We start from the raw sequence: 16463 nt of genomic DNA on the forward strand, positions 1-16463 counted from the left end.
GGCGACCGCTCACCAGTCGAGGGAGGTGTCGGCGTCCCGCCTGTCGAGTTGGTCGCCGTGTTTGCTGAAGTCGAGGCTTCGGTCGAGGACCGTCTCCTCGGGGTGTCGCCACGTCTCGTCGCAGTCGACGCAGCGCCACTCCTCGTAGGGGCGACCGTCCTCGGGCGTGACGCGGTTCGATTCTATCGGCTCGCCGCAGAACGGGCAGTGTTCCGGCATGCGACTACGGGGTCGGCGCGGACGAGTAAATAGCTGTCTCCGCCGTCGCTTGCGGTCGCTTCAGTCGGTCGCTTCGCCCGGTCGTTGCGCCCTCGTCCCGCGGCCGTCACCGAATCCACCGAAACAATGATTAACTACCATCAGAGAGGTAGGTCACATGTCGATACCAATTATCGACCCGCACATGCACATGGTGTCTCGCTCGACGAGCGACTACGAGCGCGCCCGGCTCGCGGGCGTGGAATGTTGCGTCGAACCCGCGTTCTGGAGCGGGACGGACAAGCAGCACGCGGCGTCGTTCTTCGACTACTTCGAACAGATAATCGAGTTCGAGACCGACCGGGCCGAGCGGGCGGCGGGCATCGACCACTACGTCACCGTCGGCCTCGAACCGAAGGAGGCGAACTACCCCGAGATGGCGGAGGCCGTGATGGACGGGCTCCCCGAGTACCTCGACCGCGAGCACGTCGTCGGACTCGGCGAAATCGGACTCGACCAGGGGACCGAAGCCGAGGAGTACGCGTTCAGACGCCAACTCAGAATGGCGGAAGAACGCGAACTGCCGGTCATCATCCACACCCCGCACACCCAGAAGCCCGAGGGGACCGAGCGACTCGTCGAGATGATTCAGGACGAAGACGTGACCGAAGAGCGAATCGTCATCGACCACAACACCGAGAACACGGTCGATATCTCGCTGCAGACCGACTGTTGGCTCGGCTTCACCCTCTACCCCGGAAAGATAGACGCCGAGACGACTATCGACATCCTCGAGGAGTACGGCACCGACAAGATGCTGCTCAACAGCGCCGCCGACTGGGACCCGTCTGACCCGCTCGCGGTCCCGAAGGCCCGAGACAAGATGCTCGACCGCGGCTGGGACCGAGACGAGGTCCGGAAGGTCGTCTACGACAACCCCCGGGAGTTCTTCGGCCAGTCGCCGAACTTCCACTACGAGGTGTGACCGATGGAGTTTGGCTTCTCGATGAACGCGTTCCGGCAGCGAACTCTCACCGAAGGCGTCGAGGCGATAGCCGACGCCGGCTACGACGGCGTCGAAATCCTGCTCGACGACCCGCACCTGTTCCCGGGGACGGCCGACGGCGACGACCTCGAACGAGCTCGCTCGCTCCTCGACGACTGCGGCATCGACGTCAGCAACTGTAACGCCTTCATGCTCAGCGCCATCGAGCCCTCCGCGGAGAGTCGGGCGGCGACGTTCAACCGCGACACCGAGGCGTTCCACCACCCCTCGTTCGTCGAACTCGCGGCCGAGGACCGACAGGCGCGGGTCGACCACACGAAGAACGCGCTCGCCACCGCGGCCGCGCTCGGTTCGGAGAGCATCTCGATTCCGCCGGGCGGCCCGGTTCCCGAGCGCATGTCGCGGGCGGACGCGCTCGACGCGTTCGTCCGGGGGCTCCGCGACGTCGCCGACGCCGCGGAGAAACTCGGCGTCGACGTGCTGGTCGAACCCGAACCGCACCTGCTCATCGAGACCTCCGAGGACTTCCTCGACCTCCTCGACCGCGTGGACTCGCCCCGAATCGGCTGTAACTTCGACGCGGGACACTTCTACTCGGTCGGCGAGGACCCGGTCGAACTGGTGGAGCCGCTCGCGCCCCACACGCCGCACTACCACCTCGAAGACATCCCGGGCGACCGCACCCACGAACACACCCAACTCGGCGAGGGTGCGATGGACATCGACGGCTTCCTCGAAGCGGTCGAAGCGACCGGCTACGACGGCTACGTCACGGTCGAACTGTACCCCTACCAGGAGACCGCGGCGGAGACGGCCCGAACCGCGATGGAGTACCTCGAAGCCCATGGGTGGGCCTGACCGCGCGGGTCGGAAACGAGAGCCGGACCGACCGACGAACCGACGATGAACCGAACGAACGCGACAGCCTCGACCGGCGGCCTTCGACGCTCGCTCGCGAGTCTCGCCAGACTCGTCCGCGTCCCGAACCTGTTCACCGCGCCGCCCGACGTCATCCTCGGGGCGGTGTTGGTCAGCGGCGGCCGCCCGTCGGTTCCGCTGTCGTCGCTCGCCGGCGTCGCACTCGCCTCGGTGCTGTTGTACGCGGCCGGCACGACGCTCAACGACTACGTCGACGCCGACGAGGACGCGCAGTTCCGTCCGGAGCGCCCGATTCCGTCGGGAGACGTGTCGCGCACGCGAGCGCGGAACCTCGGGGTCGCGCTCCTCTGTGCCGGCGTGGTCGTCGCCGCGGCCGCCGGGGGACCGACCGCCGGCGTCGTCGCCGTCGTCCTCGGTTCGTTCATCGCGCTCTACGACGGCGCGCTCAAGGGGACGCCGCTCGGCTTCGCGGCGATGGGCGGTTGCCGGGGAGCGAACGTCGCCCTCGGCATGGCGGCCGTGGCGGGGGCTCCCCCGTCGCTGTCGGCTCCGACGTGGGTCTACGTCGTGCCGGTCGTCGTCGCGCTCTACATCGCCGGCGTCACGTACATGGCCGAGCGGGAGACCGGTCCGGGCGACTCGGGCTCGGTGCTGGTCGGGATGGCCGGCGTCGGACTCGCCGTCGGGTCGGTCGTCGCGGCCGGCGCGGCCGTCGGCGTCGACTCGACCGACTCCGCGACGGTCGTCGTGGCCGGCGGACTCCTCGTCTGGTTCGCGGCGTGGACCGGCCGCGACCTCCTGACCGCCTACGCCGACCCCCGTCCGGGCACCATCGGCCCCGCGGTCGGCACGTGCGTCCTCGCGCTCGTCGTGTTGAACGCGGCGGTCGCCGGGCTTCTGAGTCCCGCGTGGGGCGTCGTCGCGGCGGCGTTCGTCGCCCCCGCGGTCGGCCTCTCGTCCGCGTTCGACGTGTCGTGAACCGACGCGGCGCGTCGGTCCGTCGGCGCGTCGGGTTCCGTCCCGAACGATTGGCAGTACCAAAACAATTATTCATGTGTGACTGTACCACGACGTATGGTACAGTTAGCCTTCTCTACGAACGCGTACACGCGTTTCGACCTGCCAGAGGCGATCAGGCGAATCGCCGACCACGGCTACGACGGGGTCGAGCTACTGGCGGACGTGCCGCACGCGTTTCTCGCCGACTTCGACGAGACCGACCGCGAGCGCGTCCTGACGGCGCTGGACGAGACGGGACTCTCCGTGTCGAACATCAACGCGAACACGACCTGCGGCTACTACGACGACGCGCCGCCGTCGGCGTTCTTCGACCCGACGCTCATCTCGGCCGACGAGGAAGACCGCCGGTGGCGCATCGAGTACACGAAGGCCGCCATCGACTTCGCCGCGCTGGTCGACGCGCCCGCGGCGTGCGTCGCCAGCGGGTCGTCGCTTCCCGGGACGCCGCCGAGCGAGGCTTACGAGTACCTGCTCGAATCGCTCGACGAACTCACGGCGTACGCCGAGGACGCCGGGGTCGACCTCGGCATCGAGTTCGAACCGGAACTCCTCGTCGAGTGCACCGAGGAGGTGTTGACGCTCATCGACGACGTGGGGAGCGACGCGCTCGGCGTCAACTTCGACGTCGGCCACTCGGCCGTCTACGGCGAGGACCCCGCCGAGAGCATCCGGCAGTGCGCCGGCCACATCACCGGCATCCACCTCGAAGACATCGAGGGCGGCCGCCGCGGGAAACACTATCACCTCATCCCCGGCGAGGGCGACATCGACTTCGAGCCCGTCTTCGGCGCGCTCGACGACATCGGCTACGACGGCTTCGCGACGTTCGAACTGTACACGTACCCCGACGAACCCGACGACGCGGCCCGGCGCGCGCGAGAAGAACTGGCCGAATACGCCCGCTGAAGCGCCGCGGTTCGGCAGCAATTCGCGGCGAGAGACGCACCGAACACCGCCGCTGACGGCATCGATTCCCGCGAGCCACGTCGCGTGAGTGGCGTCGCGGTCCGCGCGCTCGGAAACGGTTCTCAGATAATCGTTAACTATTTGCATGGAGCTTTCGATTCACACGCTGATTGCATGCTTTCCAGCGAGAGCGAGCTATCCCCATCCAGAGGTAGCGCGCGCACGAGACGTCAGTCTCCTGTCCGACGAGTCGAACAGACACCGCCGGCGGTCGCGTCCCGCCGAGGCGAGGCGAAGCGGCCGACCGCCGCTTCGCATTCCGCTCGCGGAACGACTGCTCCATCGAACATCGACCTGACCACCGCGTCATGAGACCGAGCATACCACGTCCGGGGCGGTCGACGGAACTCCGGAACGCGCTCCCGGTCGTCGCGATGGCGGTCCTCTTGGTGCTCGGCTCGCTCGGTCTGGGCGCGGCTATCGCGCCGGTCGCCGCGGACGCCCACGGCGGGACGCTCACCCGGACGGTCGATGACACGACGCTCGCACCCGGCGAGTCAACCACGGTCACGGTCGAGGTAAACGCCTCCGAGCGGGGGAACTTCACCGTGGTCGAAGAGCTGAGTCCGGGCTTCGAGTCGGTCGAAATCGTGGACGCCGACGGCGCGGACTTCTCTGGCGTGCGGAACGCAGACGACGAGCTGTTCGCGACCTACGGCGACCGCGAGAGCGTCACGCTCGTCTACGAGGTGACCGCGGCCGACGACGCGAACGCGACGACCCACGAACTCACCGGATACGGCGACTTCGGCCTCGAAGACATTCGGGCCTCGACGACCGGTGACGGTGAAATCAACGTCTCGACCGACGACGGGGCGAGCGTGGTCCGCTCGGTCGACGACGCGACCCTCGCGCCCGGCGAGTCGGCGACGGTCTGGGTCGCCGTCGAACGGGACGAGGCGACGAACTTCACGCTCGTCGAGGAGTTCAGCCCCGCCTTCGGCTCGGTCGAAATCGTGGACGCCGACGGTGCGGACTTCTCGGGCGTCCGTGACGCCAACGACGAGCTGTTCGCGACCTACGGCGACCGGAAGCTCGCCACACTCGTCTACGAGGTGACCGCGGCCGACGACGCGACGACCGGCACGGTCTACGAGCTCGACGGTTTCTCGGACGTGAACGGCTCGCAGTCGGCGACTGACGGGACCAGCGAACTCAGCGTGCAGGAGTCGAGCGACGACGACCTCGCGGCCGTCCGGTCGGTCGACGACGCGACCCTCGCGCCGGGTGAATCGACCACGGTCCGGGTCGCCTTCGACCGCGACCGGGCGACGAACTTCACGCTCGTCGAGGAGTTCAGCCCCGCCTTCGGCTCGGTCGAAATCGTGGACGCTGACGGCGCGGACTTCTCGGCCGTACGCGACGCCAACGACGAGCTGTTCGCCACCTACGGCGACCGCGAGTTGGCCACGCTCGTCTACGAGGTGACCGCCGACAACGACGCGACGACCAGCACGGTCTACGAGTTCGACGGCTTCTCGGACGTGAACGGCTCGCAGTCGGCGACCGGTGGTTCCGGCGAAATCAGCGTTCAGGCGTCGGACGACGATGACTCCGGCGCGGTTCGCTCGGTCGACGACGAGACGCTCGCCCCGGGCGAATCCACCACCGTCACGGTCGAGGTCGACCGAGACGAGGCGGCGAACTTCACGCTCATCGAGGAGTTCAACCCCGCGTTCGCGTCGGTCGAAATCGTCGACGACGACGGCGCTGACTTCTCGGGCGTGCGGAACGCCAACGACGAACTGTTCGCGACTTACGGTGACCGCGAGAGCGTCACCCTCCAGTACCGCGTGACCGCCGGTGACGACGTGGACGCCGGAACGGCCTATCAGTTCGACGGCTTCACCGACGTGGACGGCTCGGAGGTGACGACCGGCGGCACCGACGAACTCGACGTTCAGAGCGAGTCCGACGACGACAACTGGGACCTCACCCGGTCGGCCGACGACACGACGCTCGAACCCGGTGAATCGACCGTCGTCTCGGTGGAAATCACCGGCAGCGAGGCGACGAACTTCACCGTCATCGAGGAGTTCAACCCCGGATTCGCATCGGTCGAAATCGTCGATGACGACGGCGCGGACTTCTCGGGCGTGCGGAACGCCAACGACGAACTGTTCGCGACCTACGGCGACCGCGAGAACGTCACCCTCCAGTACCGCGTGACCGCCGGTGAGGACATGGACGAGGACGCCTCGTACGAACTCAGCGGGTTCGCGCAGTTCGACGCCGACGACAAGGAGATGAGCGTCGACGGCCTCGAATCGCTCTCTGTCGGCGCTGACGGTGACAGCGGCGACGACGGGTCCTCCGACGACGGAGATGACGGAGACGACAGTAACGACGGCGACGGTGGTGACGACAACGACGGTGGCGATGGTGATGACAACGACGGCGACGACGGTGACGACGGTGACGATGGTGACGACAACGACGGCGACGATGGTGACGACAACGACGGTGACGATGGTGATGACAACGACGGCGACGACGGCGACGATGGTGACGACAACGACGGTGACGATGGTGATGACAACGACGGCGACGACTCGGACGACGGAACGACCGAGACGACGACCGCCGACCCCAACACGCCCGCGACGACCACGACTGACACGCCCGTCCCCGGGTTCGGTGTCTCGGTCGCGCTCGCCGCGCTCGTGATGGGCTCGGTCCTCCTCGCGCGCCGGCGAACGACCTAACGAGGCGACTCGTCTTCCCGCGCCCTCGAACGTCCTCGAATCCCCTCCGCTCCCGCTTTCGGCTCTAACTCGGTCATTCAGAAGATTTAATATAACAACTCCCAAGTCGTAGTTCAGGGTCCATCATGACAGACTGGTCTAGGCGGCGGTTTCTACAGACAGGCGCAGCCCTCGGCATCGCCGGAACGCTCCCGCAGACGACGACGAACGTGTCCGCGGCGTCACCGGCGTTGGATAAGTTCGTGCAACCGCTTCCGGTTCCGTCGGTCCGGGAACCGGACGGGCAGCGAGATGGCGCGGACGCCTACGAGATATCGGTCACCGAATTCACCCAACAGCTCCATCCGGACCTCCCGGAGACGACGGTCTGGGGGTTCGACGGGTCGTATCCCGGCCCGACCATCGAGGCGGACGCCGGGAGTCCGGTCCACGTTCGCTTCGACAACAGCGAACTCCCGAGCGACCACCTGTTCACCGTCGACGAGCGAATCGGCGGCACGACCACGGAGAACCACGCCGGCTACGACGGCCCGGTCCCGGAGGTTCGGACCGTCACCCACTTCCACGGCCTGGAAATCGACCCCGCGAACGACGGGCAGTCCGACATGTGGACCTCGCCGAGCGGGGTCGAGGGGCCGCGGTTCGACTCGGAGTGGCAGGAGCTACCGATGGAGCAGGGTCGGACGACCTCGACGTACCACGACCACACGCTGGGCATCACCCGGCTCAACGCCTACGCCGGGCTGCTCGGCCTCTACTCGATTACGACCGACGCCGAGCGAGAACTCGGCCTCCCGTCCGGCGACTACGACATCCCGCTGTTGCTGCAGGACAAGGAGTTCAACGACGACGGCTCGCTGCACTACCCCGACGAGTTCGTCTCGGCGTTCCTCGGCGACACCGCCGTCGTCAACGGGGCCGTGTGGCCGTACGTCGAGGTCGAACCGCGTCGGTACCGCTTCCGCATCCTGAACGGCGCCAACCACCGCTCGTTCGACCTCCAACTGGAGAGCGAAAGCGGGTCGGGCGCCCCGACGATGTATCAGTTCGCCCCCGGTCACGGTTTCCTCGAATCAGTCGTTCCCATCGGTCCGGGCGGCGACCTCGACTCGCTCTTGCTCACGCCCTTCGAGCGCGGCGAACTCATCGTCGACTTCTCCGACCACGCGGGCGAGACGCTCACGCTCACCAACGGGGCCGACATGGGCCCCGAGCTGACCGACCTCGTCCAGTTCCGCGTCTCGGACCCCGACACGTCGCCCGAAGATACGAGCACCGCCCCGGCGGACCTGTCGCTTCCCGAGCCGACTTCGTACGACGAGAGCGACGCGCGGGTGACCCGCGAGATGACGCTGGGTACCAAGGTCGACGTGGAAAACAACCTCATCACGCACACGCTGAACGGGTACGTCTTCGGCGACGAGGACGCGCCCGTCTACCCGCAACTCGGGTCGACCGAGATATGGGAACTCCAGAACGAGTCGGGCGGGAGACACCCGATTCACCTGCACCTGGTCACCTTCAGGGTCATCGGTCGCGGCCCCGACGGGACGCAGCCACCGGACCCCAACGAGCTGGGGCCGAAAGACACCGTCCGCGTCGACCCCGACGAGCGCGTGCGGATAATCGCCAAGTTCGAGGGGTACACCGGACAGTTCCCGTGGCACTGCCACATGCTCGAACACGAGGACAACAAGATGATGATTCCGTTCGTCGTCGAGAACCCCATCGCGGACTACGCGAACGAAAGCGACATCGTGGACGCGACGGGGCTGACCGACGCGGTCGGCGACTGGCGGAACGACGACCTCGAAACCGAGGTCCTCCTCGAGGTCATCGACCAGTGGCGAAGCGGCGACGAGGTCGCCTGACCGACTGTCGCCGAGTTACTGCACCGGTTCGGCCGAGCGGTCCGAGAACCACCGACTCCGAACGACGTACGCCACGAGGACGACCGCGGTGGCGACGCCGATGATCGAGTACACGTCGACCTCGGTGAGCGACCGGGCGGCCTCGCCGAGATAGACCGCGAGCAGCGCTTCGATGGTGTACCGACCGCCGCGGCCGAGCACCGACGCCGCCAGATACGTCCGGAGGTCGAGGTCGAACACGCCGGACCCGATAGAGAGCAGTTCGTACCCCTCGGGAATCGGCGCGAACGCCCCGAACGCGACCGTCACGAACCCGGAGCGCTCGAAGTATCGCTCGACCTTGTGAACCCGCTCGCCGGCGAACCGCGAGTCCAGCGCGCGCCGGCCCCCCTTCTTGCCCATGAGGAAGCCGACCAGCCCCGCCGACACCGACCCGACGGTCGCGACGGCCGCGTACAGGAGCGCGAACTCGGGGTTCGCCGCCGACAGTGGGACGAGCACCAAGTCCGGCGGGACGGGTAGCAAGAAGAATTCCAGGAACGCCACGAGCAGCAGCCCCGGCGCGCCGAGCGAGGCGAAAAACGCGGTCGATAGTTCGACAGTCTCCAGTACGTCTAGCATCGTCGTCTCTACGCAGCCGCTACTGTCAGTAATAATTATCGCTGTTCGTGAACACCGACTCCGCGAGCGGGAGGCTGCGAAACGAAGAGTCGCCGCGGGTGCAAAGCGGCGGGTTCGGTGGTGGCTCGCGGGTCGCGTCAGGTCGGCTGGTTCGCGAGTCGCGTCAGGCTATCGGCTATCGGCTGTCGGCTACCGGGTCAGTCGAGGGCTTCGGCCATCTTCTCGATGGGGTGCGGCGGGCGGGACTCGCCGGGTCTGTCGCCGAGTTGGGAGCGACACGACGCGCCGGGTGCCGTGACGACGTCGCCGGGGCTCTCGTCGACCTGACCGAACAGGATTTCGCCGATACCCTTCGAGAGTTCGTAGTGCTCTTCTTCGTAGCCGAACGACCCGGCCATCCCGCAACAACTGGAGTCGAGCGGGTCGACGGCGTAACCGGAGCGACGCAGGACGCCCACCGCGTGGTGGTCCTTGTTCGTCGCCTTCTGGTTGCAGTGGCCGTGGTACGTCAACGTCTCGGCGGGAGCGTCGAAGTCGAGGTGGTCGTCGGCGCGCACGACGTCGAGGTACTCCATGATGCCGTAGGCCGACCCCGAGACGAGTTCGACGCCCGTCCCGTCGAGGAGGTCGAGGTACTCGTCTTGGAACATCACCGCGTCCGAGGGCTCGACGAAGACGACGCTCCAACCGTCGTCCACGTAGGGGCGAAGCCGCCCGACGTTGTGCTGCGCTCGGTCGCGGGCCGTGTCGAGCATCCCCATCGAGAACGCGGCGCGGCCGCTCGCTTCGAGGTCGCTCGGAATCCGCACGTGGACGTTCGCGGCTTCGAGGACCTCCACGGCGGCTTTGCCGGGTTCGGGGTAGTTGTAGTTGGTGTAGGTGTCGGGGAACAGAAGCACCTTCCCTCGGGCGTCGGCGGGCGACACGGACGACCCACCCCGAGCCTCGAACCACTCCTCGAGCGACTCGCTGCTGAAGCTCGGAAGCTCGCGCTCGCTGGAGATACCGAGGACCTTCTCCATCACGAGGCGGCTTCCCGGAAGCTCCGCGGCGGCGTTCGAAAGCGGGGCGAGTTTGCTCCCGATTTTCGATAGGGTGTCGATGTTGCCGAACACCCGCGAGCGGAGGCTGGTGCCCTCCTTCTGGTGGTACTGGTGTTTCACCTCGGACTTCAGCTTCGCCATGTCGACGCCGGTCGGGCAGTCACTCTTACAGCCCTTACAGCCGACACAGAGGTCCAGCACCTCGGTCTGGAAGCGCTCGGAGTACAGTTCGTCCTCGGGGAGTTCGCCCGAGATGGCGGCCCGAAGCATGTTCGCGCGTCCGCGAGTCGTCTGGACTTCCTCCTTCGACGCGCGGTAAGTCGGGCACATGGTGTTCGAGTCGGTCTGCCGGCAGGTGCCACAGCCGTTACAGAGTTCGACGAGGTGCGAGAAGCCGCCCTCGTCGTCGAAGTCGATGGCGGTCTGGGGCTCGACGGACTGGTAGTCCGGGCCGTACCGGAGGTTCTCGCGCATGTCCGCGCCGACGCCGCGGTCGCTGTCCGGCCCCGGGTCCGAGGGACCGTCTCGGTAGACGACGTTCCCGGGGTTGAACATCCAGTCGGGGTCGAACGCCGTTTTCAGCTCCTTGAACGCGCCCCAGAGTTCGGGGCCGTACATCTTCGGATTGAACTCGGTTCGGGCCATCCCGTCGCCGTGTTCGCCGGAGAACGCGCCGTGGTGCTCGACGACGAGGTCGGTCACGTCGTCGGTGATGGAGTGCATCTTCTCGATGCCCTCGTTCTCTTTGAGGTTCAGAATCGGGCGGATGTGGAGCGTTCCCGACCCGGCGTGGGCGAAGTACGCGGCCGAGGTGCCGTGGTCCTCCAGCACCTCCTCGAACTTCTGGACGTACTCGGCGAGTTCCTCGGGCGGGACGGTCGCGTCCTCGATGAACGGGTACGGTTTCGGGTCGCCTTCGAGGCTCATCAACAGCGGAATCGCCGCCTTGCGGAGCTTCCACAGTCGGCCCTGGCTCTCTTCGGAGTAGGCTTCGAGCACGTCGAACGCCGCGCCCGAGTCGACGAAGTGGGCGTTCGTGTCGGCGACCGCGGCTTCGAAGTCGTCGACGAGTTCGTCGTCCCACTCCAGCATCAGCGCCGCCTTCGCCCCCTCGGGGATGGGTTCGGCGTACTCGGCGTAGCCCTCCGACTCGCGGGCGAGGCGGAACACCTCGTCGTCCATGAGTTCGACGGCGCTGACGGGGAATTCGAGCGCCTCCGGAACGGCCTCCATCGCGTCCACGAGGTCGTCGAAGCAGTACAGCGCGAGCGCTGTCTCGTCCGGCTTGGTGACGAGCGAGACGGTCGCCTCGACGATGACGCCGAGGGTGCCCTCCGCACCGACGAACAGCTTCGAGAGGTTGATGACCTCCTCGCCGTCGTCGTTCTCGTAGATGACTTTCTGGAGGTTATACCCGGACACCGAGCGCTTGAGCGACGGATACTTGTTCTCTATTTCTGACTCGTGGCTCTCGACGAGTTCCCGAACCGTCCGGTAGATGTTCGCCTCCAGGTCGTCTTGGGCGAGGATGGATTCGTACTCGTCGCTGTCGAGGACGACCTCGCGGGTGTGTATCAGCGACCCGTCGGCCAGAATCACCTGCAATTCCTCGGTGTAGGCGTCGGTGATGCCGTAGCGGACCGAGTGCGCACCGGTCGAATTGTTGCCGATGCCGCCGCCGACGGTCGAGCGATTCGACGACGCGGGGTCCGGCGCGAACTTCAGTCCGTGCTCCGCGAGCGCGGCGTCGAGGTGGTCCTGGACGCACCCCGGTTGGACGGTCGCGCGCTTCGCTGACGGGTCGATATCGACGATATCGTCCATGTACTTCGTGAAGTCGATGACGACGCAGCCCCGTCCGACGGTCTGGCCGCCCAACGAGGAACCCGTTCCGCGTGGCAGAACGGGGACGCCGTGGCTCGTCGCGGTCTCGACGGCGGCGCGGACGTCGTTTACGTCCCTCGGCAAGACGACCCCCGCGGGTCGCGCCTGGTAGATACTGCCGTCGGTCGCGTACAGCACCTGCGCGTACTCGTCGAACTTCACCTCTCCGTCGACGCGGGAGCGTAACTCTGTCGCCAACGCCGAATACTCCGCGGCGTCCGGCCGGTCGAGGTCTAACGTCGTTGCCGATGTCTCTCTTCCCCGAGGGGAATCGAGCGTGTCTTCGACTGCCATCATCATTGATACACATACGCACGGATTAAATGCTCTGGTGTTGCGACACGTCTCCGCCCCCGAATAGCCCGTCACGACCGACGTGGGGATTTATATTCACGTCCTCGGTACGTAACGACATTCATGGTCAGGTCACCGAACTGGAATCAAACTGACGTGGCACGCGCTGTCCCGACAGCATCGGAAACGGAGGTCGACCAACTACTCGCGAGCCTCCAGCGGCTGACCGGTATCGGCGTGTGGTCGTACGACGTCTCGCGCGAGGAACTGTGGTGGAGCGACGAGGCAAAGCGGATACACGGCTTCGACGCGTCGGCGATGCCGACCGTCTCGGACGTCGTCGAACAGTACGCCGAAGGCGACCAAGACGAGGTGCTCGTCCGCCTCGCCGACGCAATCGAACACGGCGAGTCCTTCTCCGTCGACGTGCGGTACGCGAGCGAGCGGACGACCGAGCGGTCGATACGGCTGGCCTGCGAACCGCTGGTCGAAGACGGGCGGACGGTCGACCTCCACGGCGTCGTACAGGACGTCACCGACACCAAGCGTCAGGAACAGCGCATCGAGATTCTCCGACGGACGAGCCAGGAACTTCGGAACGCGAGTTCGAAGGCGGAAGTCGCCGAGATACTCGCCGACGCGGCGAAGAACGTCCTCGGCCTCGTCAACACGACCGTTCGGCTGGTCGACGAGAACCGGAGCATGCTCCAGACTATCGAGGCGACCGAAGAGTGTCTGGAACGCGCCGGCGACCGACCGAACTACTCGGTCAGCGAGGACACGCCGGCGGCACGGACGTACCGGACGGGCGAACCGGTCATCCACGCGAACCACGAACACACCGAAGACGACCACAGTCGAGGGGCTCTCCAGTCCGGGCTGTACGTCCCCATCGGAAGCCACGGCGTGCTCAGCGCCGGCGACGTCGTCGTCAACGCGTTCGAAGAACACGACCTCGAAGCCGCGAGTCTCCTCGGCCAACTCGGCGCGGAGGCCATCACGCGCATCGGTTGGGTGAAACGGTCGCGGGCGATTTGACGCACACTGAACGCTCTCCTCGTCACGACGCTCGACGCTGCCAGAGGCGAACCGTGAGTTCGCGACGCTCTGTTTGTTCCCGGAGCAGTCGGATAGAAACATGTCCGAATTGACAGGGCTGGCTCGCCAGTTCAGGTGATTTACATTATGGCAACAGTTATCAACCATCAACATAATAGTTGAGGTATGATTGAGAACGTGACCGGGCGACGGCTCAAGACGACCCAAGCCTCGTTGGAGATTCTCAGCCTTATTCTCGAGCACGACGGTCTCACGCTCGCCGAACTGGACTCCATGGTCGACAGTTCGAAGAGCTCCATCTGCAGTCACCTCAACACGCTCTTGGAGAGCCGATACTTGGTCAAGCACGACGGCGTGTACCACGTCAGTTTCAGGGTGGCGCTGTTGGGCGAACGCGCACGACACCGCTATCCGAACGACGAGGTCGTCGAGCGGGTCGTCGACGAACTGGCTCGCGCGACCGACCAAGAGGCGAACTTCACGATTTTCGAACACGGTCGGCTGCTCATGTGTTACGGGTCGTCGACCGAGGAGGGGAGAGACGCGAACGGCACCCGGTACCGGTCGGAGTATCACCTGCACAACACGGCCGCGGGGAAAGCCATCCTCGCGGAACTGGACCGCGACGAGGTCGAGTCGATAATCGACTACTGGGGCCTGCCGCGGGAGTCGGAGGGCACGATTACGAACCCCGACCAACTGTTCGACGCGCTGGACGAAATCGCGACCAAGAAGTACGCCGTCGTCGACGAGGAGTTCGCGCCGAACCTCATCGCCATCGGTGCGCCGGTCCACGACGGTGACGGGCGCATCGTCGGCGGGCTCAGCGTCGGCGGACCGAAGTATCAGGTGGACATGACGCGACTCGAACGCGAGTTCGCCGACGAGCTACTGAACGCCGTCGAGTCGCTGGAATCGGCGCTCACGTGACCGAGACCGTCTCGCGGGTCTCGCGGGTCTCGCGGATCTCGCAGGCCTCACGATTACCGTAGCTTCGCTCGCGGTCGGGTCGGACTCGCGCGAAAAGGACAGACGCGGTTGGTTGGACTTGTCTGGGTGGCTGACTGACCGGGTGCGTTAGTCGTCTGTCCCGACTGCCATCGCGCGCTCGACGATGTCGGTGCCGTACATCTCTTCGAGTGCGTCGTGTTGGTCCGGGCGGTGCTCGTACACGTCCTGGAACAGGGCGACGGGCGTCATCGCGGCCTGATAGGTCGCCTCGTCCCACATGCGGTCCTTGGCGATGTCGACTTCGACGCCGTCGATGACGAGCGTCGTCGCTTGCGTCATCGCAATCGCGCCCTTGCCGGCTTCCTTGGCCGCCTCGAACTCCTCCATGGAGTCGACGATGTCGTCCATGCTCGGGACGTAGGTGGTCAGGTCGAGGAGCTCCTCGTGGAGTTCCTCGCCGTCGAGTTCCTGTTCTTCGCCGTCGACGCGGAGCACGTAGCTGTCGTCGCCGACCTGTTCGAGCGAGAGTTCGTCGCCGTCGTACACCTGGCGACCGTCCTCGTCGTCGAGTTCGATTTCGTCGTCGTCGAGTTCGAGGAGCCAACTGCCGCTCTTCGGCGGCAGGGGGGCCTCGTTGGCGGTGACGACCTGTCCGGGCGTGAGCGACCAGATGCCCGTCATCCCCATGGCGCGGTTCTCGGTCATGCGCTCGCGGTAGCCTTCGACGTCGCGGATGTCGTCGTAGGGGCCGTCGACAGCGATGCAGTTGGCGGCGCTCGCGCCGCGGGAGGTGTTGTGTCGCAGTTCGGCCCACGCCGGAAGCTCGCCGGTCGGCGTCATGGCGCGCATGTCCTTCGTGTAGTCGACCTGCCCGTCGACGAGGAGGAACAGCCGTTCGAGGTTGTTGGACGGCTTGCCCTTCTCCGCGCGGAGGTCGCTCATCGCGAGTTCGGCTTCACCGCTCTCGATGATGACCGACATCGACAGGCTTCCCTCTTCGAGACCGTGTTCGTTCTCGATGATGGTGAAGAACTCGTCGGCCTTCTTCCAGTCGTCGAGGTCGCCGACCTCGGGGATGACGAAGCCGTCGATGTGCTCGACCGCACCGTTTTCGGGGTCGGTGATTTCGAGCATCTGCTTGAAGCCCTCGTAACGAGTCGAGGGGTCGTCGCGGTGCCACACGACGCGGGGGTGAATCTCGCCGGGGAAGTCGGCTCCGTGCTCGGAGACGACCTCGACGAGGTTCTGGACGCCCTCGGCCCGCATCGACGGCGCGGTGGCGTCTTCGTTGTCCGGAATCCAGGTGTCGGGGGCCTGCATCCCCCGCAGTTGTGCCGCGCTCTGCAACATCTTCGCCGAGTTCTCGCCGCCGACCGCGGTCGGCGAGGTGAAGAACGTACGTACGAACTCTCGTTCGTAGTTTCTGTCGCTACTCATATCGACAGTGGAAACGTCTCTTCCGAAACATATTAAATATTTAGACTCGCCCAATCGGAGGCTTGCGATTCGACGGTCGCCGGCGGTTTAGATCTCGGAAGCCGTCTCGCCGACCGCGGTCGGCGAACGTCCCCACCGATGGAGAGACGCTCCGGATGTCACTAACTTACATTATGTAAACGACTGCAATGTCATGTGTTCACATTATACAGATATGTGGACTTAATTCGATTTGTGTTACAGACATAGTTCTGTAATTCTGGTCGGGTATCACCCGCAGCAACGCGTGCTGTTCGTATTATGTAAATGAGTTCGCCGCCTCTCGGTTCCCACGGTCCCCTCGATATCGGAAACTCACGAGCGTCGACCGTCGTCCGGCAGCGCCCCGAAGTCCTTCGGTGTTACTCGGTTCGACGAGTTCGGATGGATACCGTGGTCGGCACTGTCTAGTTAAGCCAGTTTGAGGAACGAGCAGGTCGTTGAGTTAGTTGGTCAAGATGCTCGCAGACCTGCTCAGCGAGTGCTTTGC

General features: G+C 65.6%; 12 protein-coding genes. 8 read left to right on the forward strand and 4 right to left on the reverse strand.

The annotated features are described in order from the left end of the window. Positions 1-9 precede the first annotated feature (9 nt). Positions 10-219: a hypothetical protein gene (locus tag C454_RS01245; protein ID WP_004971767.1), complete on the reverse strand. Its 210-nt coding sequence runs from the start codon at positions 217-219 to the stop codon at positions 10-12. 184 nt (positions 220-403) lie between these two features. On the opposite strand from C454_RS01245, the gene C454_RS01250 reads away from it, so the two are divergent. The 6 genes from C454_RS01250 (at position 404) to C454_RS01275 (ending at position 8645) form a co-directional block, all read left to right on the forward strand. After that, positions 404-1183, forward strand: coding sequence for a TatD family hydrolase (locus C454_RS01250; RefSeq protein WP_004971771.1), 780 nt, complete (start codon positions 404-406; stop codon positions 1181-1183). A 3-nt stretch (positions 1184-1186) separates the two neighbouring features. Continuing rightward, the gene (locus C454_RS01255; RefSeq protein WP_004971773.1) at positions 1187-2062 is read left to right on the forward strand and encodes a sugar phosphate isomerase/epimerase family protein; all 876 of its coding nucleotides are present in this window, start codon (positions 1187-1189) and stop codon (positions 2060-2062) included. Positions 2063-2107: 45 nt separating this feature from the next. Continuing rightward, complete coding sequence (locus C454_RS01260; RefSeq protein ID WP_004971775.1) at positions 2108-3061, forward strand: UbiA family prenyltransferase; 954 nt, start codon at positions 2108-2110, stop codon at positions 3059-3061. A gap of 96 nt (positions 3062-3157) precedes the next feature. Continuing rightward, positions 3158-4009, forward strand: a complete 852-nt coding sequence (locus C454_RS01265; protein WP_004971777.1) for a sugar phosphate isomerase/epimerase family protein — start codon at positions 3158-3160, stop codon at positions 4007-4009. 434 nt (positions 4010-4443) lie between these two features. Continuing rightward, the gene (locus tag C454_RS01270; protein ID WP_455428724.1) at positions 4444-6774 is read left to right on the forward strand and encodes a PGF-CTERM sorting domain-containing protein; all 2331 of its coding nucleotides are present in this window, start codon (positions 4444-4446) and stop codon (positions 6772-6774) included. A 209-nt stretch (positions 6775-6983) separates the two neighbouring features. Further along, complete coding sequence (locus tag C454_RS01275) at positions 6984-8645, forward strand: multicopper oxidase domain-containing protein (RefSeq protein WP_049904892.1); 1662 nt, start codon at positions 6984-6986, stop codon at positions 8643-8645. Positions 8646-8660: 15 nt separating this feature from the next. Here the strand turns inward: C454_RS01275 and C454_RS01280 are convergent, their stop codons facing one another. Beyond that, positions 8661-9266: a YqaA family protein gene (locus C454_RS01280; RefSeq protein ID WP_004971785.1), complete on the reverse strand. Its 606-nt coding sequence runs from the start codon at positions 9264-9266 to the stop codon at positions 8661-8663. A 197-nt stretch (positions 9267-9463) separates the two neighbouring features. Then, positions 9464-12487 carry an FAD-binding and (Fe-S)-binding domain-containing protein gene (locus C454_RS01285; protein ID WP_049904890.1) on the reverse strand — a complete coding sequence of 1008 codons (3024 nt, stop codon included), beginning with the start codon at positions 12485-12487 and terminating at the stop codon, positions 9464-9466. Between the two features lie 156 nt (positions 12488-12643). Here C454_RS01285 and C454_RS01290 point away from each other — a divergent pair, with 156 nt between their 5' ends. Beyond that, positions 12644-13525 (forward strand): GAF domain-containing protein, encoded by an 882-nt coding sequence (locus tag C454_RS01290; protein ID WP_004971788.1) that lies wholly within the window; start codon positions 12644-12646, stop codon positions 13523-13525. A 186-nt stretch (positions 13526-13711) separates the two neighbouring features. After that, on the forward strand, positions 13712-14476 hold the full coding sequence (locus C454_RS01295; protein WP_004971790.1) for an IclR family transcriptional regulator: 765 nt from the start codon (positions 13712-13714) through the stop codon (positions 14474-14476). 147 nt (positions 14477-14623) lie between these two features. Here C454_RS01295 and aceB read toward each other — a convergent pair whose 3' ends face one another. Then, entirely contained in the window at positions 14624-15934 is a 1311-nt protein-coding gene (aceB, locus tag C454_RS01300; protein ID WP_004971793.1) for a malate synthase AceB, read from the reverse strand. Between the last annotated feature and the right edge of the window lie 529 nt (positions 15935-16463).

Source organism: Haloferax gibbonsii ATCC 33959, assembly GCF_000336775.1.
In the GTDB taxonomy this organism is placed as follows: domain Archaea; phylum Halobacteriota; class Halobacteria; order Halobacteriales; family Haloferacaceae; genus Haloferax; species Haloferax gibbonsii.